Raw genomic sequence first — 23,595 nt, 5'->3', positions numbered from 1 at the left:
GCGCGTGGTTACTGGCCCACTTCTCCGTACGCGGCGAGCAGCACGGCCGGGTCGGGACCCTCCAGGACGGTCGGCTTGCCGAGGCCGTCCAGGACGATGAAGCGCAGCAGGTCACCGCGGGACTTCTTGTCGACCTTCATGGTCTCCAGGAGCTTGGGCCACTGGTCGTAGCGGTAGTGCAGCGGCAGCCCGACCGACTCCAGGACCGTGCGGTGGCGGTCGGCCGTGGCGTCGTCGAGCCGTCCCGCGAGACGGCCGAGTTCGGCCGCGAAGTGCATGCCGACGGAGACCGCCGCACCGTGCCGCCACTTGTAGCGCTCGTTCTTCTCGATGGCGTGCGCGAGGGTGTGGCCGTAGTTGAGGATCTCGCGCAGGCCCGCCTCCTTGAGGTCGCCCGAGACGACCTCGGCCTTGACCCTGATGGAGCGCTCGATGAGCTCGGCGGTGTGCGGGCCGGCGGGCGTACGGGCCGCCTCCGGGTCCTGCTCGACGAGCTCCAGGATCACCGGGTCGGCGATGAAGCCGGCCTTGATGATCTCCGCGAGCCCGGACACGTAGTCGTTCACGGGGAGCGAGTCCAGCGCCGCCAGGTCGCACAGCACACCGGTGGGCGGGTGGAAGGAGCCCACGAGGTTCTTGCCCTCGGCGGTGTTGATGCCGGTCTTGCCGCCGACCGCCGCGTCCACCATGCCCAGCACGGTGGTCGGCACGGCCACCCACCGCACACCGCGCAGCCAGGTCGCCGCCACGAACCCTGCGAGGTCGGTGGTGGCACCGCCGCCGACACCGACGATGACGTCGCTGCGCGTGAAGCCGGACTGCCCGAGGGCCTTCCAGCAGTACGCGGCGACCTCCGCCGTCTTGGCCTCCTCGGCGTTGGGCACCTGGATGGCGACGGCCTCGTACCCCTGGTCGGCGAGGTCCTGGCGCAGCGCCTCACCGGTCTCGGCGAGCGCCTCGGGGTGGATCACGGCGACCCGCTTGACCTGCTCGCCGATGAGTCCGGGCAGCTCCCCGAGGAGCTGCCGACCGACCAGGACCTCGTACGGATCCGAGCCGGCGGTGCCGCCGACGTGGATGCGGGTGGGGGTCTGCTCCGTCGTCATGCTTCCTTCAACTCCAGTGCGTCGAGGACCGCCTGGGCGACCTCTTCGGGGGTACGGCCGTCGGTGGCGACGACCGCGCGGGCGACGTCCGCGTACAGCGGGCGGCGGGCGTCCATCAGCTCGCGCCACTGCTTGCGCGGGTTGACCGCGAGCAGCGGGCGGGCCTGGGCGAGTCCGGTGCGCTTGACGGCCTCCTCCACCTCCATCGAGAGGTAGACGACGGCGTGCGCGGACAGCAGCGCGCGCGTCGACTCGTCCATGACCGCGCCCCCGCCCAGCGCGAGGACACCGTCGTGGTCGGCGAGCGCGGTGCGCACGGCCCGGCGCTCCAGGTCGCGGAAGTACGACTCGCCCTCGTCGACGAAGATGTCCGCGATCTCCCGGCCCTGCGCGGCGACGATGTCGGCGTCGGTGTCCCGGAAGCCGGCACCGAGCCGCGCGGCCAGCAGCTCGCCGACCGTCGTCTTGCCCACGCCCATCGGGCCGACGAGAACGATCTGCGGGCCGGTCACCGGATCTGCAGGTTGTCGAGGTACGACCGCACGTTGCGCCGGGTCTCGGGCACGCTGTCGCCGCCGAACTTCTCGGCGACGGCGTCGGCCAGGACGAGCGCGACCATGGCCTCCGCGACGATGCCGGCGGCCGGGACCGCGCACACGTCGGAGCGCTGGTGGTGCGCCTTGGCGGCCTCGCCGGTGGCGACGTCGATCGTGGCGAGCGCGCGCGGCACGGTCGCGATGGGCTTCATCGCGGCGCGCACGCGCAGCAGCTCGCCCGTGGTCAGGCCGCCCTCGGTGCCGCCGGAGCGGCCGGAGGTGCGCTTGATGCCGTCGTCGGTCGTGACGATCTCGTCGTGCGCCTGGGAACCCGGCACGCGCGCCAGCTCGAAGCCGTCGCCGACCTCGACGCCCTTGATGGCCTGGATGCCCATGAGGGCGGCGGCCAGACGCGCGTCGAGACGGCGGTCCCAGTGCACGTGCGAGCCGAGGCCGACCGGGACGCCGTAGGCGAGGACCTCGACGACGCCGCCGAGGGTGTCACCGTCCTTGTGGGCCTGGTCGATCTCCGCGACCATCGCCTTCGACGCGTCGGCGTCCAGGCAGCGCACGGGGTCGGCGTCGAGCTTCTCCACGTCGGCGGGGGTCGGGTAGACGCCGTAGGGGGCCTTGGCCGCGGCCAGCTCGGTGACGTGGCTGACGATCTCGATCCCGGCCGTCTCCTTGAGGTAGGAGCGGGCGACCGCGCCGAGCGCGACGCGGGCGGCGGTCTCGCGGGCGGAGGCGCGCTCCAGGACGGGACGGGCCTCGTCGAAGCCGTACTTCTGCATGCCGGCGAGGTCGGCGTGGCCGGGACGGGGCCGGGTCAGCGGCGCGTTGCGGGCGAGCTCGGCGAGCTCGGCCGGGTCCACCGGGTCGGCCGCCATGACCTGTTCCCACTTGGGCCACTCGGTGTTGCCGACCATGATCGCCACCGGTGAGCCCATGGTCAGACCGTGCCGGACGCCGCCCAGGAACGTGACCTCGTCACGCTCGAACTTCATCCGCGCGCCGCGCCCGTAGCCGAGCCGTCGGCGGGCCAGGTGGTCGGCCACCATGTCCGTCGTGATCGGGACGCCGGCGGGCAGCCCTTCCAACGTCGCCACAAGTGCGGGTCCGTGCGACTCCCCCGCGGTCAGCCAACGCAACCTGCTCAACGGTGCTCCTCATGCTCGCGCCTCGAACTGCTGTCTTCGACGGCGCGGCCGGGTGCGCGGCCCTGGCCCGCCACCCCCGATCCTCCCACGACCCGGGGGCCGCTCCGGCCTGCGGTCCACCTGCCGGACGGCCGCGCGCACCTGTCGGTACGGCGCGGCCGGGGCGCTAGCGTGCGGCGAGCGCGTGCTCCCCCGCCTTGCGCATGGCGTCGAGCGGTGCGGGAGCGCGGCCGGTCATCTGCTCGACCTGGAGGACGGCCTGGTGCACGAGCAGGTCGAGACCGCTGACGACCGCCCCGCCGTACGCCGACCAGCGGGCCGCGAGGGCGGTGGGCCACGGGTCGTACAGCACGTCGAAGAGGGTGGCGGGGCGCTCGGGCACGGCGGATGACAGGGCGTCGGTGGTGCCCGCCGGCGTGGTGGCGATCACGAGCGGGGCGCTCAGCGCCTCGCGGGCGTCGTCCCAGGCCTCGGTCCTGACCTCGACGTCGAGGCGCTCGCCCCACTGGCGCATCTCGGCGGCGCGGGCGTCGCTGCGGACGTACGCGACGACCTCACCGGTGCAGATCCGCGCGAGCGCGGCCAGCGCGGAGGACGCGGTGGCGCCCGCGCCGAGGATGGCCGCGGACTCGACCTGTTCGATGCCGCGCTCGCGCAGCGCGGCGATCATGCCGGGGATGTCGGTGTTGTCGCCCCGGCGCCGGCCGTCCTCGCCGAACACCACGGTGTTCACGGCCTCGACGGACGCGGCCGTCTCGCTGACCTCGTCGAGCAGCGGAATGACCGCCCGCTTCAACGGCATGGTCAGCGAGAGCCCCGCCCACTCCGGACCGAGCCCCTCGACGAATCCGGCCAGCGCCGCCTCGTCGATCTCGAAACGGTCGTACGTCCAGTCGCTCAGCCCCCATTCCGCGTAGGCGGCGCGGTGCAGCACCGGGGAGAGGGAGTGGGCGATGGGAGAGCCGAGGACGGCGGCTCGACGGCCATTGCCTTGCTCATTAGCCATTCTTCTGCCGCTCGTTGAATTCGTCGACCAGCTTGTCGTGCTCAGCCAGCGTCTTGGTGAACTGGGTCTTCTTTCCGTCGACGGAGACGAAGAACATCCAGCCCCCACCGTCCGGCTCCAGCGTGGCCTTCAGTGCCTCGTCGCCCGGGTTTCCGATCGGCCCCGGCGGGAGGCCCCTGTGGTAATAGGTGTTGTACGGGTCGGGGTCATTCCTGATCTCCGAGATCGGGATCTTGATCTTGCTCTGACCCTTGAGGTAGTTGTACGCCGAGTCGAACTCGAGTTTCTGGTTGGTCGCCGTGTTCGTCGCCTTGAGGCGGTTGTAGACGACGGCCGCCATCTTCTTGAAGTCGTCGTGCGTCATGCCTTCGGCCTGTACGAGGCTGGCCACCGTGAGGACCTGCAACGGGTCCTTCAGATTCAGCTCGTCGGCCTTCGACTTGAGGCCGAACTCGTCGTACTTCTCGTTGGCCTGGGCGATCATCTTCTTGAGGACATCCTCCGGCTTCTGCCCCTTCGCCACCGGATAGCTGGACGGGTAGAGGAATCCTTCCAGCGGGTCCTTGATGTCCTTGTTCGTATTCGCCCAGGAGGGAAGTCCGAGACTCTTCCATTCCTTCTTGGCGACCTTCGCCGTGGTGCCCTTGTCCAAATCCAGACGCGTGTCGATCTGCTCGTAGACCCACGCGTTCCGCCTGCCCTCGGGAATGATGAGGTTGCTGCGGCTCTTGGGGTTGAGCATCAATGCGACGGCGCTCTTGGCGGACATCTCCTTCTTCAGCACATAGACGCCCGCCTGAATGGTCTTGCCCTGCGGGTTCTGGCCCTGTGCCGAGACGAAGGCGTCGACGCTCTTGACGACCCCGGCTTCCTTGAGTTTCTGGCCGATCGCGTAGCCGCTGGAGTCCTTGGGGATCTCGACCGTGGCCTGGCCCGTGCCCTCGCCCGCGTAGTCCGGGGCGGTGCCGAAACGGTCCTGGTAGAACTGGTAGCCGAAATAGCCGACGCCGCCGAGGCCGCCGGCGAAGACCAGCGTGACGACCAGACAGGCGCAGCCGCTGCGGCGTTTCTTGGGTTTCTTTCCGCCTCGTCCGCCGCGCCGGTCACCGCGGCCACCCCGACGGCCGGGCTCATCGGCATCGTCGTACTCGTCGTCGTCCCCGCCGCCCGCGAAGAAGGCGTGTTCGCCCTGGTCGGGGCCCGGGTCCCAGTCGGACGACGCGGCCGGGTCGGGCTCCGGCTCGGGCGAACGGCGGCGGCCCGGCGGCTCGGGCGGCGCATACGCGTCCGGCGTCGCGTAGTAGTCGTTGCCCTCCGCGCCATAGCCGTTCTGCTGGCCCCCGTAGGGGTCCATCGGGTCGCCGCCGTAAGGGACCTGGCCCTGGCCACCGGTGTCCCAGCCGCCGTTGTAGGAGTCGGGGCCGCCGTTGTGACCCTGCCCCGGGCCGCCGTCGTAGCCCTGGCCGGGGCCGTTGCCGTACCCCTGGCCGGGGCCGCCGTTGTAGGCCTGGGCGGGATCACCGTGGTACTGATGTTGGCCGGTGTCGTACGGGTGCTGACCCGTGTCGTACTGCTCCCGGCCGTAGCCCTGCTGCTGCCCGGTGCTCCAGTCGCCGCCGTACTGTGCCTGGTGGGACGGCTGGTGCTGATGCTGGTGCGGCTGCTGAGGGTGGTACTGCCCCTGGCCGCCGTAGGTGGACGGACCGCCCGCGGGCGACTGTCCTCCCCATCCGCTGTCCCCGTACAACGGGTCCTCCGGATGCCACGGTTCGGAGCCTGGGCCCCGGCCATACTCAGTCATCGATCCCCTACATGCCGCGAGGCGGGGCCGCCGTCCGAGCAGTCGGGCAACCGTTCCGCCTCTTGATGCTGTGCGGCAGCTGTTCGAACACCGCCGCATCGCGCGGAACGTTACCGTATCGCGATCAGATGACCACTTCGACGCCCTCGCCGGGAGCTTTACCTGACGCCCGTTCGGACTCCAGGGCCTGCTGAAGGATGATCACCGCGGCCGCCTGATCGATGACAGACCTGCCCTTTTTGGACTTCACGCCGGAGGCGCGCAGGCCCTGACTGGCCGTCACTGTGGTCATCCTCTCGTCCACGAGCCTCACCGAAATGGGGGCGACCATGCGGGCGAGCTCCTGGGTGAAGGCACGGATCTTGGCGGCCGCCGGGCCCTCGCCCCCGTTGAGGGAGCGAGGGAGTCCGACGACGATCTCGATCGGCTCGTACTCGTCGGCGAGCTGCTTCAACCGGCGCTGGGCGGCCGGGACATCGCGTCCCGGCACCGTCTCGACCGGCGTGGCGAGGATCCCGTCGGGGTCGCACGAGGCGACCCCGATACGGGCGTCACCGACGTCGATGGCCAGACGCCGGCCCCTGCGCATGCCCTGGGCAGGCTCGGACATCAGGCCGTCTCGGTGACGAGGCGCTCGACCGCGGCGATGGCGTCGCCGATGGCGGCCGGGTTCTGGCCGCCGCCCTGGGCGACGTCCGGCTTGCCGCCGCCACCGCCGCCGAGGGTCTTGGCCGCGGTGCGCACCAGGTCACCGGCCTTGAGGCCACGCTCGCGCGCGGCTTCGTTGGTGGCGATGACGGTGAGCGGGCGGCCGTTGGCCGTGGTGAACAGCGCGACGACGGCCGGGCGGTCGCCCTGGATGCGGCCGCGCACGTCGAGGACCAGCTTGCGCAGGTCGTCGGCGGTGGTGCCGTCCGGCACCTGACCGGTGACCAGCGCGACACCGCGTACGTCCTTGGCGCCCTCGACGAGACCCGCGGCGGCCTGGAGGACCTTCTCCGCGCGGAACTTCTCGATCTCCTTCTCGGCGTCCTTGAGCTTGGCGAGCATGCCGGAGATCTTCTCGGGCAGCTCCTCGGGACGGCCCTTGACCAGCTCCTGGAGCTGGGCGACGACCGTGTGCTCCTTGGCGAGGAAGTTGTACGCGTCGACGCCGACCAGGGCCTCGATGCGGCGCACGCCGGAGCCGATGGAGGACTCGCCGAGCAGCTTCACCAGGCCGAGCTGGGCGGTGTTGTGGACGTGCGTACCGCCGCACAGCTCCTTGGAGAAGTCGCCGATGGTGACGACGCGCACCCGCTCGCCGTACTTCTCGCCGAACTCGGCGATGGCGCCCTGCTTCTTGGCGTCGTCGATCGACATGACCTCGGCCTGGACGTCCAGCTCGCGCGAGAGGACCTCGTTGATCTTCTGCTCGACGTCCGTCATCACGGCCGTGGGCACGGCGGACGGCGAACCGAAGTCGAAGCGGAAGCGGCCGGGCTGGTTCTCGGAACCGGCCTGGGCGGCCGTCGGGCCGAGCGCGTCGCGCAGCGCCTGGTGCGTGAGGTGCGTGGCGGAGTGGGCGCGGGCGATGGCCCGGCGGCGGTGCGAGTCGATCGTGGCCCAGACCGGGGCGCCGACGGTGACCTCGCCGACCTGGACGACGCCCTTGTGCACGTGCACGCCGGGGACCGGCTTCTGCACGTCGCGGACCTCGATGACCGCGCCGCTGTCGAGGCGGATGCGGCCGGTGTCACCGATCTGGCCGCCGCCCTCGGCGTAGAAGGGGGTGCGGTCGAGGACGACCTCGACCTCGTCGCCCTCGGTGGCGGCCGGCGAGGAGACGCCGTTGACCAGCAGGCCGACGATCACGCCCTCGTTCTCGGTGAGGGAGTAGCCGGTGAAGTCGGTGGCGCCGGAGGCGTCGGCGATCTCACGGTAGGCGTGCAGGTCGGCGTGGCCGGTCTTCTTGGCCTTGGCGTCGGCCTTGGCGCGGTCCCGCTGCTCCTTCATCAGGCGGCGGAAGCCGTCCTCGTCCACGGAGAGGCCCTGCTCGGCGGCCATCTCCAGGGTGAGGTCGATCGGGAAGCCCCAGGTGTCGTGGAGCAGGAAGGCCTTCTCGCCGGCGAGGACCGTGCCGCCGGCGGCCTTGGTCTCGGTGACCGCGGTGTCGAGGATGTTCGTGCCGCCCTTGAGGGCCTTGAGGAAGGCGGCCTCTTCGGCGAGCGCGACGGTCTCGATGCGCTTGCGGTCGGTGGCGAGCTCCGGGTACTGCAGGCCCATCGTGTCGATCACGACGCCGATGAGGTCCTTGACGACCGGGCCCGTGGCGCCGAGCAGGCGCATGTTGCGGATGGCGCGGCGCATGATGCGGCGCAGGACGTAGCCGCGGCCCTCGTTGCCGGGGGTGACGCCGTCGCCGATGAGCATCGTCGACGTACGGATGTGGTCGGCGACCACGCGCAGGGAGACGTCCGAGCCGTGCTCGGCGCCGTAGCGCACGCCGGTCAGCTCGGTGGCCTTGTCCATGACGACGCGCAGGGTGTCGGTCTCGTACATGTTCTGCACGCCCTGCAGGATCATGGCGAGACGCTCGAGGCCCAGACCCGTGTCGATGTTCTTCGACGGCAGGTCGCCGAGGATCGGGAAGTCCTCCTTGCCGTCACCGGCGCCGCGCTCGTACTGCATGAAGACCAGGTTCCAGATCTCCACGTAGCGCTCGTCGTTGACGGCCGGGCCGCCCTCCTCGCCGAACTCCGGGCCGCGGTCGTAGTTGATCTCCGAGCACGGGCCGCAGGGTCCGGGGACGCCCATGGACCAGAAGTTGTCCTTCTTGCCCAGGCGCTGGATGCGCTCCTTGGGGACGCCGACGACCTCGTGCCAGATGCGCTCCGCCTCGTCGTCGTCGAGGTAGACGGTGATCCAGAGCTTCTCCGGGTCGAGGCCGTAGCCCCCGTCGGCCACGGAGCCGGTGAGCAGCTCCCAGGCCAGCTTGATGGCGCCTTCCTTGAAGTAGTCGCCGAAGGAGAAGTTGCCGCACATCTGGAAGAACGTGCCGTGGCGCGTGGTCTTGCCGACCTCTTCGATGTCGGGTGTGCGCACGCACTTCTGCACGCTGGTGACGCGCGGGGCGGGCGGCTTGACCTCACCCAGGAAGTAGGGCTTGAAGGGCACCATGCCCGCGGGGACGAGGAGCAGAGTCGGGTCGTCCGCGATGAGCGACGCCGAAGGGACGACGGTGTGCCCGCGCTCCTCGAAGAAGCTCAGCCAGCGGCGGCGGATTTCAGCCGACTCCATCAGTGGTCCTCATTCCGGTTGTACGAGTACGTCGTGTTCTCGATGTACTTCGTCTTCTTGTCGAGCGTGTTGCTCTTGTTGCTGCGGTGGTTCTCGATGACGGCGAAGCGGCGCTGCGCGGGAAGTTCGGCGTCGGGGTGGTCGTTCAGGCCCAGGGCCTCGCCCAGTTCGGCCTCGCGCTCGGCCATGCCGTCGCGGATGTCGAGCGCGAAGTCCTTCAGGCGGTGACCCGTCTCGATCGCCTTGTTCGCGGCCTGCGCGGCAAGGCTCTCGGGGGTCAGCTGCTTGAGCTTGCGGTTGACCTTGGTGGTGGCCCACACGCCGGCGGCTGCGCCCGCGGTGAACCAGAACGTACGGCGGAACATCGCTGCGTCAGTCCTTCTTCCGCTTACCCCGCCGTGCGGCCGGTACGGTGCGGCCCACGATCACCGTACGACGGGACGGCTTGGCGGGCATTTCCTTCGCCTCGGGACCGGCCTTGCGGCTGATGGCCCGGCGCACGCCGTAGCCGAACGCGGCCACCTTCACGAGCGGGCCGCCGAAGGTGGAGGCGACCGTCGTGGAGAGCGCCGACGCGTTCGACGTGACCTCCTGGACGTCGGAGGCGATGGCGTCCACGCGGTCGATCTGCGTCTGCGCGGACCGCACCGCGGTGGAGGCGTCCGCCAGGAGGGGGACCGCCTGCTCGGTCACGTCCGCGACGAGCTTGGTGGTCGCCCTGAGCGTCTGGGCCAGCCTCGCCAGTGCCACCGCGAGGAAGGAGACCAGGATCGCCCAGAAGACGGCCACCAGGATCCCGGCAACCTCTCCACCGGACACTTGGCACCGCTCCCTGAGACATCGTCGAGACATCGTCTCTGAACATCGAAAAGTCGTCCCCCGACCCTATCGCGCCAGGGCCGCCGGTCCGTACCGCATTCCCCCTCACCGCAACAGGAGTTGCCCCGAGTGATTGTACGTACCGCATACGGATGAGTACGCTCCGTACCCCATGCGCCCCCCACAGCCCGGCAACCTCCCGCTGGAACTCAACGCATTCGTCGGACGCGCCGACGAACTCGCGGCGCTGGCCTCGGCGTTGGAGGACGGGCGGCTGGTCACCGTGACCGGGGTCGGCGGGGTCGGGAAGTCACGGCTGGCCGCGCGGGCGGCGGCCGCCACCGCGCCGCGGGACGGCGTCTGGCGGGTGGACCTCACGCCGCTGCGCGACACGAACCTGCTGGAGCACGCCTTCGCCGAGGCCCTGGAGCTGACGGACCACACGAGCAGGCCGCCGCGCCAGGTACTGCTCGGGCACCTCGCCGAACGGGAACTGCTGCTGGTCGTCGACGGGTTCGAGCACCTCGTCGACGCCTGCGCCCCGCTGGTGCGCGAGCTGCTCATCCACTCCCCCGGCCTGCGGGTGCTCGCCGTGGGGCGCAGGCCGCTGGAGACCGAGGGCGAGCGGCTCTTCCCGCTCGCGCCGATGCCCGCGCCGGACGCGGCGGCGCTCTTCACCGACCGGGCGGCGGCCGGGCTGCCCGGTTTCGCCCTCGACGACGGCAACCGCGAGGACGTCCTGGAGCTGTGCCGGCGCCTGGACGGCATCCCGCTCGCCGTGGAACTGGCAGCCGGCCGGCTGCGGGCCCTGTCCCCCGCGCAGCTCGTGGCCCGGCTCGACGACCGGTTCCGGCTGCTCACCGGCTCGCGGCGCGACGGGCCGCCCCGGCACCAGACGCTGCGGACGGCCATCGGCTGGAGCCACGAGCTGTGCGCCCCGTCGGAGCGGCTGCTGTGGTCGCGGCTCTCGGTGTTCGCCGGGCAGTTCGACCTGGAGGCGGTCGAGTACATCTGCGCCGGGGACGGGCTGCACGCCGACGACGTGCTCGACGTCCTCGACGAGCTGCTCGCGCAGTCCGTCGTGATCCGCGAGGAGAACCCCTCGGGCGTGCGCTACCGCATGCTCGACACGGTCAGGGCGTACGGCGCCGACTGGCTGGAGGCCGCGGGCGAGAGCGCGCGGATGCGGCGCAGGCACCGCGACTGGTACATGGGGCTCGCCACCTGGTGCGAGCTGGACTGGTTCTCGCCGCGCCAGCCGGAGGTCGCGGCCCTGGTGGACACCGAGCTGCCCAATCTGCGCGCCGCCCTGGAGTTCTGCCTCACCGAGCGGGACGAGGCCCACCTCGGCCAGTACCTCGCCGGGACGCTGTGGTTCTACTGGGTCGGCTGCGGCCGGCTCGCCGAGGGCAGGCACTGGCTGGACCGGGCCCTGGACCTGGACGGCGGCCACGAGGACTCCCGGCTCAAGGCGCTGTGGGTGCTCGGGTACGTGGCGGTGCTCCAGGGCGACACGGTCACCGCGCTCGGCGCGCTGCACGAGTGCCGGGACGAGGCGGAGCGCACGGGCAGCGCGATCGCGGCCGCGTACGCCGAGCACCGCATCGGCTGTCTGGCGCTGGTCACGGACGACGTCCCGCGCGCGGAAACGCTGCTGCGCTCGGCGCTGGAGCGCTACCGGGAGATCGGCGAGCTCAACAGCAACGTCCTGATGGGACAGATCGAGCTGGCCATGGCGCTCGCCTTCCGGGGCGAGCTGGCCGACGCGGTGGAGCTCTGCGAGGACGTGCGCCGGGTCTGCGAGGACCACGGCGAGCGCTGGGCGCTGGCGTACGCCCTGTACGTCCTGGGCTTCGCGGCCTGGACCCGCGGCGAGGCGGGCACGGCCAGGGAGCTGCTGTGCGAGTCGCTCGCCCTCGACCACCGCTTCCACGACCTGCTGGGCACGGTCCTGTCGATCGAGCTGCTCGCGCTGTTCACGGCGGCGGAGGGCGATCCTGCGGAGGCGGCGGTGCTGCAGGGCGCCGCGGCCGGCATCTGGCCCTCGGTGGGGCTTCCGCTGTTCGGCTCGGGGAACTTCGGCGGCCCGCACGTGCTGTGCGAGGAGCAGGCCCGCGAGGCGCTGGGCGACGAGCGGTACGAGGAGTGCGTACGGGAGGGGGCGCGGCTCGGTCTGGACGCGGCGGTGTCGCGTGCGCTGCGCACCGAGCCCGGGAACGAGCGAACCCGCCGCCCGCCCCGCCGGGAAGGGCGGGGAGGCGACGGGCTGAAGCAGGGTGAGCTACGTCCGGGTCAGCGGGCGTAGTACTCGACGACGAGCTGCTCGTCGCAGATCACGGGGATCTCCTTGCGGTTCGGGTCGCGGTCCAGGCGGAAGGCCAGGGCCTTCAGGTTCACCTGGAGGTAGCGCGGGGTCTCGCCGTCGGGGGCGAAGCCACCCTCGCGCGCGACCTGGAACAGCGGCTTCTCGCGGCTGCGCTCACGGACCATGACGACGTCGTCCGGCTTGACGCGGAAGGACGGCTTGTCGACCTTCTGGCCGTTGACCTCGATGTGGCCGTGCACGACCATCTGGCGGGCCTGGTAGATCGTGCGGGCGATGCCCGAACGCAGAACCAGGGCGTCGAGACGACGCTCCAGCTCGATGACCAGGGCCTCACCGGTCTTGCCCTGCGTCTTGGCGGCACGCTCGTAGGCGCGGACGAGCTGGCGCTCGGACACGTCGTACTGCGCGCGCAGACGCTGCTTCTCGAGCAGACGGACCTTGTAGTCCGAGTTCTGCTTGCGCCCACGGCCGTGCTCGCCCGGCGGGTAGGGGCGGGCCTCGAAGTACTTGACGGCCTTCGGGGTCAGCGCGATGCCGAGGGCACGCGACTTCTTGACCTTGGGGCGGGACTGGTTCGGCATGAACCAACCTCTCTGTTCTGTGTGAAATCGGCTTCACCAGTGGTTAGGGGAGGTCGCATCCGCAGCCTGGGAAACCTCGCGGGTCCTGGGCTCGAAAGCCGTGGGCCGTGAGGCAGCCGCTCCCTGGTCTGGGCACTATGTGCAGCACGCGAGTGGCCCACCGACCGGTTCCCGGGGCTCCGGGATGGTGGTGGGCTGCCCGCGACACCTTCGACGGTGCGCGACGCTCCTGGATCCCCTGTGCCGTGCGGCGGTGGGGTTCCGGCTGGATGTCCCGCTCTGGTGGTGCCGGTACGGGACCGGGCACGGGACGCAGCACTTCGGGCAAGTGTACCGGGTACGGCGAGGTGCCTCAGCCGCGGGCCCCGCCCCGGTCCCCTCGGCGGCAGGTGGCGAGGAGGTCCTGGAGGGCCAGTTTCTCGGGGGCGGTGACCGTCAGCCCGTACTTGGCCTTGATGCCGGTCCAGCGCCGCGCGTACTCGCACCAGTATTCCTTGCGGGGCGGCTTCCACTTGTCGGGGGTCTGGCTGCTCTTCTTGTAGTTGGTGTCCTTGTCGGCGGCGAGCAGGACGTCCAGGTCGTTGGCGTAGGTCAGGCGCCGCTGCGGGGTCCAGGCCCAGGCGCCGGCCCGCCAGGCGGCGCCGAGCGCGACGACGTGGTCGGTCTGGATCTGGGAGGCGCGGCGGTAGTCATAGGGCAGTTCCTTGCCGGTGTACGGGTCCAGCAGGGTGCCGGAGAGGACGACGCAGGGGTTGCGGTCGCCCTCGCGCAGGTTCTTCAGGTCGCGGCGCAGCACGTCGTCGCGGGTGTCGCAGCCGTTGCGCCCGCCGGGGGCGTCGACGTCGTCGGACCAGCCCACGCCGAACTCGGAGCGTTGGTATGTCTGCCAGTTCTTGCCCCAGGCGACGGTGAGGCGGGCGAGCTGGTCGCGGGCCCGGGCGGCGGTGGGCGGGAAGCCGGGGCCGACGAGGGGCGCCTTCGACGACGGAGGGGGTGTCGTCGGGCTCGGTCTGGGCTTCGGTGACGGCGGGGTCCTGTCGGGCGATGTCGCCGGGGTCTTCGTGTACCGGGAGTCCGCCGTGTACCGGGAGTCCGCCCGGTCCAGCTGCGGCGGTGTGCAGGACGCGGTCACCGCGGCAAGGACGAGCAACGCCCCCACGGCCGGCCCCGCTGCTCTGCCCATGCCGCCGAGCGTAGGCCGCGGTGCCCGGCCGCGCCTGTCGGCTTAGGCGTCGCCGGGCTGCTCGCCCTTGAGCCGGGCGCGGACCCGCTCGACCACGTCGGCGTACCGCGCCTCGGCGCCGTACCTCGTGGGCTGGTAGTAGCGCTTGCCCTCGATGGCGTCCGGTGCGTACTGCTGGGTGGCGATGCCGCCGGGGACATCGTGCGGGTACACATAGCCCTGGGCGTGGCCGAGCTTGGCCGCGCCCTTGTAGTGGCCGTCGCGCAGGTGGGGCGGGACGGGGCCCGCGAGGCCCGCCTGGACGTCGGCCCGGGCCTGCTGGATCGCGATCGTCGCCGCGTTCGACTTCGGGGCCAGGGCGAGGGCGATCGTGGCGTGGCTGAGGGTGAGGGCCGCCTCCGGGAAGCCGATCATGGCGACGGCCTGGGCTGCGGCGACCGCGGTGGGCAGCGCCGTCGGGTCGGCGAGGCCGATGTCCTCGCTCGCGGAGATCATCAGGCGCCGGGCGATGAAGCGGGGGTCCTCGCCCGCCTCGATCATGCGGGCCAAATAGTGCAGCGCCGCGTCCACGTCCGAGCCGCGGATGGACTTGATGAGGGCGCTCGCCACGTCGTAGTGCTGGTCGCCGTCCCTGTCGTACTTCACGGCGGCGCGGTCGACCGACTCCTCCAGGGTCTGGAGGGTGATCTCCTTCTCGCCCTTGGCCAGGGCCGAGCCGGCGCCCGCCTCCAGGGCGGTCAGCGCGCGCCGCGCGTCCCCGCCCGCGATGCGCAGCAGGTGCGCCTCGGCCTCCTCGGGCAGCTCGACCGCGCCGCCCAGGCCCCGCTCGTCGGTGAGCGCCCGGCGCAGCAGGCCGCGCAGGTCGTCGTCCGTGAGCGGTTCGAGGGTGAGCAGCAGGGAGCGGGAGAGGAGCGGGGAGATGACCGAGAAGTACGGGTTCTCGGTGGTCGCCGCGATGAGCGTGACCCAGCGGTTCTCGACCGCCGGGAGCAGGGAGTCCTGCTGGGCCTTGCTGAAGCGGTGGATCTCGTCGAGGAAGAGGACGGTCTCCTTGCCGTGCCCGCCCATCGCCCTGCGGGCGCCGTCGATGACCGCGCGCACTTCCTTCACGCCCGCGGTGATCGCGGAGAGCTCGACGAAGCGCTTGTTCGTGGCTTTCGAGACGACGTACGCGAGAGTCGTCTTGCCGATGCCGGGCGGGCCCCACAGGAACACCGAGGACGGTCCGGCCGGGCCGCCGCCGCCCTCGCCGACCAGGCGGCGCAGGGGCGAGCCCGGCTTCAGCAGATGCTGCTGGCCGACGACCTCGTCGAGGGTGCGCGGACGCATCCGGACGGCCAGCGGGCTGCCGGACGGGTCCTTCTCCTGGCGGTCTTCGGCTGCGGCGGTGAACAGGTCGGGCTCCACGTCAAGAACCCTATGTCACCCCACTGACAATCCCGCCGGGAGGCGGAATCGGCGGTCCCCGGGCCGACGGCTCGGGGACCGGAACCTCAGGCCCAGAGGTCCGCGCCCCAGCGCGTGAGGATCAGCATCGCGATGACGCCGATGTGCATGACCGGGAGCGCCCAGGTGAAGTCCGCGAGGAAGCTCTTGGCCCAGTTCGGCGCGGGCAGGAAGCCCTTGCGGATGTTGAAGGACGTGACGTACCAGAACATCAGGAGCGTGGCGACCCAGGCCAGGCAGCACCACAGGCAGAGCGCGTTGATGTGGTAGAGCGACTGGATCATCAGCCAGGTGCAGAATCCGACGCCGAAGAGCGTGCCGGCGTTGAAGGTGAGCCAGTACCAGCGCGGGAAGCGGGCCCCCGCGAGCAGGCTCATGCCGACGCAGATCACGATGCCGTAGGTGACCAGGCCCAGCATCGGGTTGGGGAACCCGAACGCCTCGGCCTGCTCGCTCTTCATGATGCTGCCGCAGGCGACGACGGGGTTGATGCTGCACCCCGGCTGGAAGTTCGGGTCCTTCAGGAGCTCGAACTTGTCGAGGGTGATCACCCAGGCGGCGAGCAGACCGGCCGCGCCCGTGATCACCAGGAGCAGGGCGAGCGCGCGACTGCCGCCGACGGCGCCGGGAGCCTCCCTCCGCTCGTGCTCGTCCAAGGCGTCGTCCTTCGCAGACATCGTTTTGCTCATCACGCCGTTCCGTCGCTTGTGGTGGCCAGCGGGCACGCACATTGTGCCGCACGCTCCTGTGTGTCCACCGTTCGATGGACATAAGCAGGCCCGCACGGTGGTCCCGACGCGTCCGCTCCGGCGCGAAGCTCGACGGCATGCCGGCAGACGGACCCGAACTCGCGGTCGACGGCGTCGACCTGGCGATACGCCGGAGGAGGTCTTCACCGTGCTCGGCGCCGCCCCGGACACCGCCCCGCGCGCGTGGCGCTCGCGCGTCGGCATCGTCCGGCAGGACGAATCCGCGCCCGCCGAGTTGACGGTGAAGACGCCGGAGGGGCCGGAAAGTCCGGCCCCTCCCACGCTCGTTCTCGGGACGCGTCAGCCGAGCTTCGTCTTCAGTTCCGCCACGATCTCGTCCACGGCGACGGCCGACTGCTCGCCGGACTCCATGTCCTTGAGCTGGACGACGCCCTCGGCCAGGTCGCGCTCGCCGGCGACGACGGTGAAGCGCGCGCCCGAGCGGTTGGCGTTCTTCATCGCGCCCTTCAGGCCCTTCCCGCCGTACGAGAAGTCCGCCGCGATCCCGGCCTTGCGCAGCTCCGTCACCTTGGCGAACAGGACACGACGGGCCTCGTCGCCGAGCGGGACCGCGAAGACGCTGGTGGCCGCGGGCAGTTCGAGCTCGACGCCCTCCGCCTCCAGGGCGAGGACCGTGCGGTCCACGCCGAGCGCCCAGCCGACCGAGGGCAGCGAGGGGCCGCCGATCATCTCGGACAGGCCGTCGTAGCGGCCGCCGCCGCCGACCGCGGACTGCGAGCCGAGGCCGTCGTGCACGAACTCGAAGGTCGTGCGGGTGTAGTAGTCGAGGCCGCGGACCAGCTTCTCGTCGTCCTCGAAGGCGACGCCCGCCGCCGTGACCAGCTCGCGGACCTGCTCGTGGTACGCCTTGCAGGCGTCGCACAGGTAGTCGCGCAGCGACGGGGCGCCCACCAGCTGCTTCTGGACGTCCGCGCGCTTGTCGTCGAGGACCCGCAGCGGGTTGATGTCGATACGTCGACGTGTCTCCTCGTCCAGGTCGAGCCCGCGCAGGAAGTCCTGCAGCGCGGCGCGGTAGACGGGACGGCACTCCTTGTCGCCCAGCGAGTTCAGCAGGATGCGGAAGTTGCGCAGGCCCAGCGTGCGGTACGCCTGGTCGGCCAGGATGATCAGCTCGGCGTCGAGCGCCGGGTCCTCGGCGCCGATCGCCTCGGCGCCGACCTGGGAGAAGTGCCTGTAGCGGCCCTTCTGCGGGCGCTCGTAGCGGTAGTACGAGCCGGAGTACCAGAGCTTGACGGGGAGGTTGCCCGCCTTGTGGAGGTTGCCCTCCAGCGCCGCGCGCAGCACGGAGGCGGTGCCTTCGGGGCGCAGCGCGAGCTCGTCGCCGCCCTTGGTCGTGAAGGCGTACATCTCCTTGGTCACGATGTCGGTGGACTCACCGACACCGCGCGCGAACAGCTCGACGTTCTCGAAGCCGGGCGTCTCGATGTAGCCGTACCCGGAGTTGCGCAGCGGCGCGGCGATGGCCTCGCGCACCGCCAGGAACTTCGCGGAGTCCGGCGGAAGCAGGTCGTACGTGCCCTTGGGGGCCTTGAAGGTGCTCACGGAATTTCTCTCGTCACATTCCTCGTCGCGGGGCGGACGTGTCGTCCGCGCCCAGGCCGGCGGCCACCTGCCGCAGATACGGGTTGGTGGCGCGCTCCTGGCCGATGGATGTCTGGGGGCCGTGGCCGGACAGCACCACGGTCGAGTCGTCGAGCGGCAGGCACACGCGGGCCAGCGACTGGAGGATCTCGGCGTGGCTGCCGCCGGGCAGGTCGGTGCGTCCGATGGAGCCGGCGAAGAGCAGATCTCCCGAGAAGAAGACCGAGGGGATCTCGGCGGTCTCGGGCATCTGGAAGGTCACCGACCCCTTCGTATGGCCCGGCGCGTGCGCGACGGAGAAGTCGAGGCCCGCCAGCTTCAGGTCGGCGCCGTCGGACAGCTCGCGCATGTCGTCGGGCTCCCCCACCGTGAGCTCCCCCATGAGCGGCATCCCGATGGAGCGGCCGAGGGCCTTCTCGGGGTCGCTCATCATGTACCGGTCGGAGGGGTGGATCCACGCGGGCACGTCGTGGGCGCCGCACACGGGGACGACCGAGGCGACATGGTCGATGTGGCCGTGGGTGAGGATGACCGCGACGGGCTTGAGCCGATGCTTCTTGAGTGCGTCCTCGACTCCCTGGGCGGCCTGATGGCCCGGGTCGATGATCACGCACTCCTCGCCAGCGGCGGGGGCGACCAGGTAGCAGTTGGTGCCCCAGGCCCCGGCGGGGAACCCGGCAATGAGCACGATCGTCCTTCGTTCGTCGTCCGGCGGCGGTCGCCGCGGGTCCCTGCGGGAGATCGCGGCAGATCAGAGCCTACCGGCGCTGCCGAATCCACAGGTAACCCATATACGGTACGGGGCACTACGCAGCGTATGACGGGACAGCCGAGACATACGCGGGAGAAGGGGAGAAGAGCCGGTGGTCAGCCAGGAACAGCGGCGCAAGCAGCTCGCCCGGGAGAAGCTCGCGCGCCAGCAGCAGCGGCGCGAGGCGGCACGGCGCCGCGCGCGGATGCGCAACGCGGTGCTCGCGGGCGCGCTCGCGGTGGTCGTGGCGGGCGGCGCCGTGTCGTACGCGGCGGGCGCCTTCGACGGGGACGGCACGAAGGACGACGCGAGCGCGCAGCCGAGCAGCACTCCGCCGAAGGACCCGTGCGAGAAGGCGGCGCCCGGCAAGGTGAAGCCGCTGAGCTTCAAGAAGGAGCCGGCGCTGAGCATCGACAAGTCGGCCGACTACACGATGAGTCTGAAGACGACGTGCGGCGACATCGATCTCGACCTGGACGCGGCGAAGGCGCCGCACACGGTCAACTCCTTCGACTTCCTGGTCAAGAAGGGCTATCTGGACCACACCCGGTGCCACCGCCTGACGACCGGCGGCATCTACGTGCTCCAGTGCGGCGACCCGAAGGGCACCGGCGAGGGCGGCCCCGGCTACTCGATCCCGGACGAGAACCTGAAGGACAAGCGCCTGAAGGGGAACGTGTATCCGGCGGGCACGGTGGCGATGGCGAACCAGTACAACGCCCAGAAGAAGAAGGGCCGTGACACCGGCGGCAGCCAGTTCTTCCTCGTCTACCAGGACAGTCAGCTGCCTCCCGACTACACACCGTTCGGGACCATTTCCGAATCCGGTATGAAGGTGCTCAAGAAGATCGCCGCCGCCGGGGAGAACAGCGGGCAGGGCGACGGCGCACCGAACGCGACGGTCGTCATCGACAAGGCGACCGTCACGAAATCCTGACCGCCGGCGGGCAAACTTCGGTCGCGCGGGATGCGGACAGCCGCCCCGCCGGTCGCCTATGTTGGCGGTGACGAAACTGTGGACGATGCCGGGGGCCCCGAGGCCCTGCGCAGGCATCATGTGGAGGAGGCGCTGTGAGCAGCGACCCGTGGGGCCGCGTCGACGAGACGGGGACCGTGTACGTGCGTACGGCCGACGGCGGCGAGCGAGTGGTCGGTTCGTGGCAGGCAGGATCTCCCGATGAGGCCCTCGCTTACTTCGAGCGCAAGTACGACGGTCTGGTCGTCGAGATCGGACTTCTCGAGCGCCGGGTGAAGACGACCGACCTGTCGGCCAAGGACGCCACGACGGCCATCGACCACCTGCGCCAGCAGGTGGACGAGGCGCACGCCGTCGGCGATCTGGACGCCCTGGGCAAGCGGCTCGACAAGCTCGTGGAGAGCGTCGAGGCGCGCCGCGAGGAGCGCAAGGTCCAGAAGGCCAAGCAGTCCGACGAGGCGCGGCACGCCAAGGAGGCCCTGGTCACCGAGGCCGAGGAGCTGGCCCAGAGCGAGCAGTGGCGGGCGGCCGGCGAGCGGCTGCGGGCCCTGGTGGACACCTGGAAGGGGCTGCCGCGGCTCGACCGCAAGTCGGACGACGAGCTGTGGCACCGCTTCTCGCACGCCCGCTCGGCGTTCTCCAAGCGCCGCAAGGCGCACTTCGCCTCGCTGGACGCCCAGCGCGAGGAGGCCCGCAAGGCCAAGGAGAAGCTGGTCTCGGAGGCCGAGGCGCTGTCCAACTCGACGGACTGGGGCCCGACGGCCGCGCGGTACCGCGAGCTGATGGCCGACTGGAAGGCCGCGGGCCGCGCGCAGCGCGAGCACGAGGACGACCTGTGGAACCGCTTCCGCGGGGCCCAGGACGTCTTCTTCGCGGCGCGCAGCGCGGTGTTCGCGGAGCGCGACGCGGAGCAGGGCGAGAACCTCAAGCTCAAGGAGGAGCTGGCGGCCGAGGCCGAGAAGCTCGTCCCGGTGACGGACCTGAAGGCGGCCCGTGCCGCGTTCCGCGGGATCAACGAGCGCTGGGAGGCCATCGGCCACGTCCCGCGGGACGCCCGCCCGAAGGTCGAGGGCCGGATGCACGCCGTGGAGCGGGCGCTGCAGGAGTCCGAGGAGGCGGAGTGGCGCCGGACGAACCCGGAGGCGCGTGCGCGCGCCGAGGGTCTCACCGGTCAGCTGCAGGCGGCCGTGGACAAGCTGCGGGGCCAGATCGAGACCGCCCGCGCCGCGGGCAACACCTCGAAGGCCGACAAGCTGCAGAAGGAGCTGGACGGCCGCCAGGCGCTGCTCGACCAGGCGCTGAAGGGCCTGCACGAGTTCGGCGGCTGAGCGTCTCCCGCTGAGTCTCCCGGGTACGCGACGGCCCGGACCGCATCCCCGCGGTCCGGGCCGTTTCGCGTCCCGGGGTCCTAGCGGGCGGCGGCGTGGTCGTGCTCGGCGATGTCCAGGGCGTGCTTGAGCACCTCGCACGCCTCGATGTGGTTGCCGGACTCCTGGAGCAGTTCGGCGAGGCGGCGGCAGACGAGCACGGCCTCGGGCCCGTACATCTTGTGGACGCGCTGGAAGGCGGACTCCAGGATCTCTATGGCTTCCTTGTTCTGTCCGGTCTCGGCGAGCAGTTCGGACAACTCCAGCTGTACGGCGAGGAGTTCACCGGATCCTTCGGCGCTCTGTTCCTCCAGGGCGAGGCGCAGCACGGGCAGCGCGTCCTTGATGGTGCCCTCGGCGCGCAGCAGCCGGGCGAGGTTGAGTCCGGTGGCGACCATCGCGGCGCGCACGTCGGCGTGCAGGACGGGTCCGGCCGGGGCGCTCGGGGCGGAGCGGGCGCGGTTGCGGGCCAGGGGCAGCCGGCCGACGCCGTTCTCCTGGGAGCGCTGCGGCTGGGGGCGGTTCTTGGCGCGCAGGCGTTCGTCGAGGACGCGGTACAGCGTCTCCAGGTCGATGAGGTCGGGGCCGTCGGGCACGCCGTCCCGCAGGATCCCGAGGAGTTCCCCGGTGAAGGCGGTGTACCGCTCGCCGTCGGGGGCGAGGGCCACGCGGTCGCGCGGCGAGGCCGTCAGGACGTACGCGCCGTCGACGGCGGCCTGGGCGGCGAGCACGTCGTCGCCGCCGAGGGCCCGCGCGGCCCGGCCGCTGAAGCAGCAGTCGAGGATGACGATCTTGCGGCGGGCCCGGGAGGCCCGCAGGCCCGCGCGCAGGTGCTGGTAGGCCACGGCGGTGTAGCCCATGTTCTCGCGGGACTCCCCGAGGGCCAGGTACAGGTCGGCGGACTCGGCGTCGCGCATGCCGTGCCCGGCGTAGTACACGAGCAGCGTGTCCGTGGCCTCGTCGGCCGCCTGGTGGACGGGGTCGAGCATGGCGGAGGGGCTCGACGGGTCCGCGACGACGGCGCAGTGCTGCACGGGCAGGCCCCAGACGGTGGCGTCGCACAGCTCGCCGGCCAGATCGACCAGGTTCGTCTCGACGGCGGAGAGCTGCGGCAGGTGCCGGTAGGAGGCCGTGCCGATGAGGACGGCCCGCGACAGGGTCGGGTCAGGCAGCGCCGCCATCGCGCTCCCCGTCCCCGGCTGTGACGGCCGTCCGTCGGTCCAGGAGCTCCACGACGCGGCGCAGCGTCTCGGCGTCGCGGGCGCCTTCCGGGGTCACCTCCACGCGCAGCTCCCCCTTGCTGAGGACGAGGGCCGGCGCGCGCCTGCGGGCGAGCTGCCACTGGAAGAGGGAGACGGCGAGCGACGCGGTGGACAGGCCACTGCCGAGGGCGAGCTGCAGGATGTCGAAGCCGCTCGTGCCCATGTGGCCCGGGACCGGTTCGGCCGAGGCGGCGAACGCGCCGCGCACGGCGCCGCCGAGCGTCTCGTCCCGGTCCAGCCAGCGCAGCAGGGACCGCAGGGCTTCCTCGGTGTCCGCGTCCCGGTCCGCCGCCGCCAACTCCACCCGGACGTCAGTCACTTCCCGCTCCTTTGCGCCGGTCGACGTACTTGTTCACCCGGGCAAGCAGCTCCAGGGCCTCTCGTCCGGCGTCCAGCCGGGCCAGGCATACAGCTTGCCAGTACTGGCTCGTCAGCGTGGTCGGATGTTCGGGTCCGAGACGGGCGACACACACGGGCACGACGGCCGCCAGCATCCGTGCGGCGGCCTCGAGTTCACCGCGCTGGACGAGGTTGACGGCCTCGCGCTGCCGGGACAGGGCGGTCTCGCGGGACATGCTGCCGATCACCATGCGCCGGGTGTTGTCGCTGAGCGTCGGGGGCCCGGCGCCGGGGACGAGCGGCGCCACGGACGGCGGGGCGTCACCGGCGCGCGGGAGGGGCACGGCGGCCTCGTCCCAGGCGTATTCGGGCCCCTTCTTCAGGCGTACGCCCCGGGCCGTCCGTACGGCCTGGTCGCGCAGGAGCGTGGCGAGCCGCCCGGCCACGACCTCCTGGCCGCCGCCGAACAGCGGCCCGAGCGCCTCCACGACCTCGGCGGCGCCGCGCGGCCTGCGGGCCGGGTCCTGCGCGCACAACCGGTCGACCAGGTCGATCAGTTCGGGTGGGGCGCCGGGGGTACGGCTGGAGAGGGGCGGGATGCCGGAGCCGAGCGCCCGCTCGACGACGGCGCCGACGTCGACGGCGGGGCCGAGCGGACTCTCGCCCGTGAGCATGAAGTACATGCAGGCCCCGAGCCCGTACAGATCGGCCGCCGCGTCCGCGAGCCCGCCCTTCATGGTCTCCGGCGCCATGAACTGCGGGGAGCCGAGCACCACCCCGGTGGCCGTGATGGCCCGTTCACCGGCCAGGCGGGCGAGCCCGAAGTCGTGGAGCACGACGCGGCCGTCCCGGGTGAGGCTGACGTTCGAGGGCTTGATGTCCCGGTGCATCACCCCGGACCTGTGCGCGGCGGAGAGCGCCTCGGCCATGCTGACGGCGATCCAGCACACGGCCCGCACGGGCAACTGGCCGGTGGACCCCACGAGGTGGGCGAGGTTGCGTCCGTCGAGGATCTGCATCACCAGATACGCGACACCCCGGTGCAGCCCGCTGTCGTACAGCGTGACCACACCGGGGTGTTCGATCCGCGCCATGGCGCGGGCCTCGCGCCGGAACCGGTCGACCTCCTCGCCGTCCGGCGCCATGCCGCCGACGGCGGTCAGCAGCTTCACCGCGACGCGGCGGCCCAGCTGGGTGTCCTCGGCCTCGTGGACCTCGCCCATGCCGCCGCGCCCCAGGAGCCCCACCAGGCGGTAGCGTCCGTCGACCAGTTCGCCCCGCGTCATGCCGTCTCCCCGTGAACTCGCCC

At 71.4% G+C, this 23,595-nt stretch carries 21 protein-coding genes and 1 pseudogene; 4 read left to right on the top strand and 18 right to left on the bottom strand.

Translation table 11 applies throughout. From position 1 onward, the window contains the following. Positions 1–8: 8 nt before the first annotated feature. From aroB to AOK22_RS13765, 9 genes are all read right to left on the bottom strand, one after another. The gene (gene aroB, locus AOK22_RS13805) at positions 9–1,106 is read right to left on the bottom strand and encodes a 3-dehydroquinate synthase (RefSeq protein ID WP_055698925.1); all 1,098 of its coding nucleotides are present in this window, start codon (positions 1,104–1,106) and stop codon (positions 9–11) included. After that, the gene (locus AOK22_RS13800) at positions 1,103–1,618 is read right to left on the bottom strand and encodes a shikimate kinase (RefSeq protein ID WP_055698924.1); all 516 of its coding nucleotides are present in this window, start codon (positions 1,616–1,618) and stop codon (positions 1,103–1,105) included. The genes aroB and AOK22_RS13800 overlap by 4 nt, the downstream gene beginning before the upstream one ends. Then, on the bottom strand, positions 1,615–2,799 hold the full coding sequence (aroC, locus tag AOK22_RS13795) for a chorismate synthase (RefSeq protein ID WP_055698923.1): 1,185 nt from the start codon (positions 2,797–2,799) through the stop codon (positions 1,615–1,617). Before aroC ends, AOK22_RS13800 begins: the two co-directional genes overlap by 4 nt. 166 nt (positions 2,800–2,965) lie before the next feature. Continuing rightward, a complete protein-coding gene (locus tag AOK22_RS13790) occupies positions 2,966–3,805 on the bottom strand; it encodes a shikimate dehydrogenase (RefSeq protein WP_055698922.1) in 840 nt (279 codons plus the stop codon). Next, on the bottom strand, positions 3,798–5,606 hold the full coding sequence (gene mltG, locus AOK22_RS13785; protein WP_055698921.1) for an endolytic transglycosylase MltG: 1,809 nt from the start codon (positions 5,604–5,606) through the stop codon (positions 3,798–3,800). The genes AOK22_RS13790 and mltG overlap by 8 nt, the downstream gene beginning before the upstream one ends. A gap of 124 nt (positions 5,607–5,730) precedes the next feature. Then, the gene (ruvX, locus tag AOK22_RS13780; RefSeq protein WP_055698920.1) at positions 5,731–6,216 is read right to left on the bottom strand and encodes a Holliday junction resolvase RuvX; all 486 of its coding nucleotides are present in this window, start codon (positions 6,214–6,216) and stop codon (positions 5,731–5,733) included. Continuing rightward, a complete protein-coding gene (gene alaS, locus AOK22_RS13775; RefSeq protein WP_055698919.1) occupies positions 6,216–8,885 on the bottom strand; it encodes an alanine--tRNA ligase in 2,670 nt (889 codons plus the stop codon). The genes ruvX and alaS overlap by 1 nt, the downstream gene beginning before the upstream one ends. Continuing rightward, on the bottom strand, positions 8,885–9,250 hold the full coding sequence (locus AOK22_RS13770) for a DUF6167 family protein (protein WP_055698918.1): 366 nt from the start codon (positions 9,248–9,250) through the stop codon (positions 8,885–8,887). Before AOK22_RS13770 ends, alaS begins: the two co-directional genes overlap by 1 nt. A 7-nt stretch (positions 9,251–9,257) precedes the next feature. After that, positions 9,258–9,704 carry a DUF948 domain-containing protein gene (locus AOK22_RS13765; protein ID WP_055698917.1) on the bottom strand — a complete coding sequence of 149 codons (447 nt, stop codon included), beginning with the start codon at positions 9,702–9,704 and terminating at the stop codon, positions 9,258–9,260. Positions 9,705–9,876: 172 nt separating this feature from the next. On the opposite strand from AOK22_RS13765, the gene AOK22_RS13760 reads away from it, so the two are divergent. After that, complete coding sequence (locus tag AOK22_RS13760) at positions 9,877–12,009, top strand: ATP-binding protein (RefSeq protein ID WP_079036544.1); 2,133 nt, start codon at positions 9,877–9,879, stop codon at positions 12,007–12,009. Here the strand turns inward: AOK22_RS13760 and rpsD are convergent. The 4 genes from rpsD to AOK22_RS13740 form a co-directional block, all read right to left on the bottom strand. Continuing rightward, positions 11,997–12,611, bottom strand: coding sequence for a 30S ribosomal protein S4 (gene rpsD / locus AOK22_RS13755; protein WP_055698916.1), 615 nt, complete (start codon positions 12,609–12,611; stop codon positions 11,997–11,999). The genes AOK22_RS13760 and rpsD overlap by 13 nt on opposite strands. A 352-nt stretch (positions 12,612–12,963) precedes the next feature. After that, positions 12,964–13,794, bottom strand: coding sequence for an HNH endonuclease family protein (locus AOK22_RS13750; RefSeq protein WP_244164775.1), 831 nt, complete (start codon positions 13,792–13,794; stop codon positions 12,964–12,966). 42 nt (positions 13,795–13,836) lie between these two features. Then, positions 13,837–15,201 (bottom strand): replication-associated recombination protein A, encoded by a 1,365-nt coding sequence (locus AOK22_RS13745; protein ID WP_055698915.1) that lies wholly within the window; start codon positions 15,199–15,201, stop codon positions 13,837–13,839. Positions 15,202–15,287: 86 nt separating this feature from the next. Beyond that, on the bottom strand, positions 15,288–15,929 hold the full coding sequence (locus tag AOK22_RS13740; protein WP_107101932.1) for a vitamin K epoxide reductase family protein: 642 nt from the start codon (positions 15,927–15,929) through the stop codon (positions 15,288–15,290). Positions 15,930–16,134: 205 nt separating this feature from the next. On the opposite strand from AOK22_RS13740, the pseudogene AOK22_RS42680 reads away from it, so the two are divergent. Beyond that, positions 16,135–16,233 (top strand): annotated as a pseudogene (locus tag AOK22_RS42680) (ABC transporter ATP-binding protein); the annotation flags it as partial. 56 nt (positions 16,234–16,289) lie between these two features. Here AOK22_RS42680 and hisS read toward each other — a convergent pair. Beyond that, positions 16,290–17,552, bottom strand: coding sequence for a histidine--tRNA ligase (hisS, locus tag AOK22_RS13735; protein ID WP_055698913.1), 1,263 nt, complete (start codon positions 17,550–17,552; stop codon positions 16,290–16,292). A gap of 13 nt (positions 17,553–17,565) precedes the next feature. Next, positions 17,566–18,279, bottom strand: coding sequence for an MBL fold metallo-hydrolase (locus tag AOK22_RS13730; protein WP_055698912.1), 714 nt, complete (start codon positions 18,277–18,279; stop codon positions 17,566–17,568). Positions 18,280–18,454: 175 nt separating this feature from the next. On the opposite strand from AOK22_RS13730, the gene AOK22_RS13725 reads away from it, so the two are divergent. Both AOK22_RS13725 and AOK22_RS13720 read left to right on the top strand, forming a co-directional pair. Continuing rightward, positions 18,455–19,279: a peptidylprolyl isomerase gene (locus AOK22_RS13725; protein ID WP_055698911.1), complete on the top strand. Its 825-nt coding sequence runs from the start codon at positions 18,455–18,457 to the stop codon at positions 19,277–19,279. 134 nt (positions 19,280–19,413) lie between these two features. Further along, on the top strand, positions 19,414–20,646 hold the full coding sequence (locus AOK22_RS13720; RefSeq protein WP_055698910.1) for a DUF349 domain-containing protein: 1,233 nt from the start codon (positions 19,414–19,416) through the stop codon (positions 20,644–20,646). A gap of 80 nt (positions 20,647–20,726) precedes the next feature. On the opposite strand, the gene AOK22_RS13715 is transcribed toward AOK22_RS13720, so the two are convergent. Genes AOK22_RS13715 through AOK22_RS13705 form a run of 3 tightly spaced genes read right to left on the bottom strand, consistent with a single transcriptional unit; the run spans position 20,727 to position 23,572 of the window. Then, positions 20,727–21,866, bottom strand: coding sequence for a caspase family protein (locus tag AOK22_RS13715; RefSeq protein ID WP_055698909.1), 1,140 nt, complete (start codon positions 21,864–21,866; stop codon positions 20,727–20,729). After that, positions 21,850–22,266: an effector-associated constant component EACC1 gene (locus AOK22_RS13710; protein ID WP_055698908.1), complete on the bottom strand. Its 417-nt coding sequence runs from the start codon at positions 22,264–22,266 to the stop codon at positions 21,850–21,852. Before AOK22_RS13710 ends, AOK22_RS13715 begins: the two co-directional genes overlap by 17 nt. Next, positions 22,259–23,572 carry a serine/threonine-protein kinase gene (locus AOK22_RS13705; RefSeq protein ID WP_055698907.1) on the bottom strand — a complete coding sequence of 438 codons (1,314 nt, stop codon included), beginning with the start codon at positions 23,570–23,572 and terminating at the stop codon, positions 22,259–22,261. Before AOK22_RS13705 ends, AOK22_RS13710 begins: the two co-directional genes overlap by 8 nt. Positions 23,573–23,595: the final 23 nt, after the last annotated feature.

The sequence above is a fragment of the Streptomyces silaceus genome, from assembly GCF_001419745.1.
In the GTDB taxonomy this organism is placed as follows: domain Bacteria; phylum Actinomycetota; class Actinomycetes; order Streptomycetales; family Streptomycetaceae; genus Streptomyces; species Streptomyces silaceus.
The sequence above is the reverse complement of the archived record's forward strand: the minus strand, read 5'-3'. Positions and strand labels throughout refer to the sequence as shown.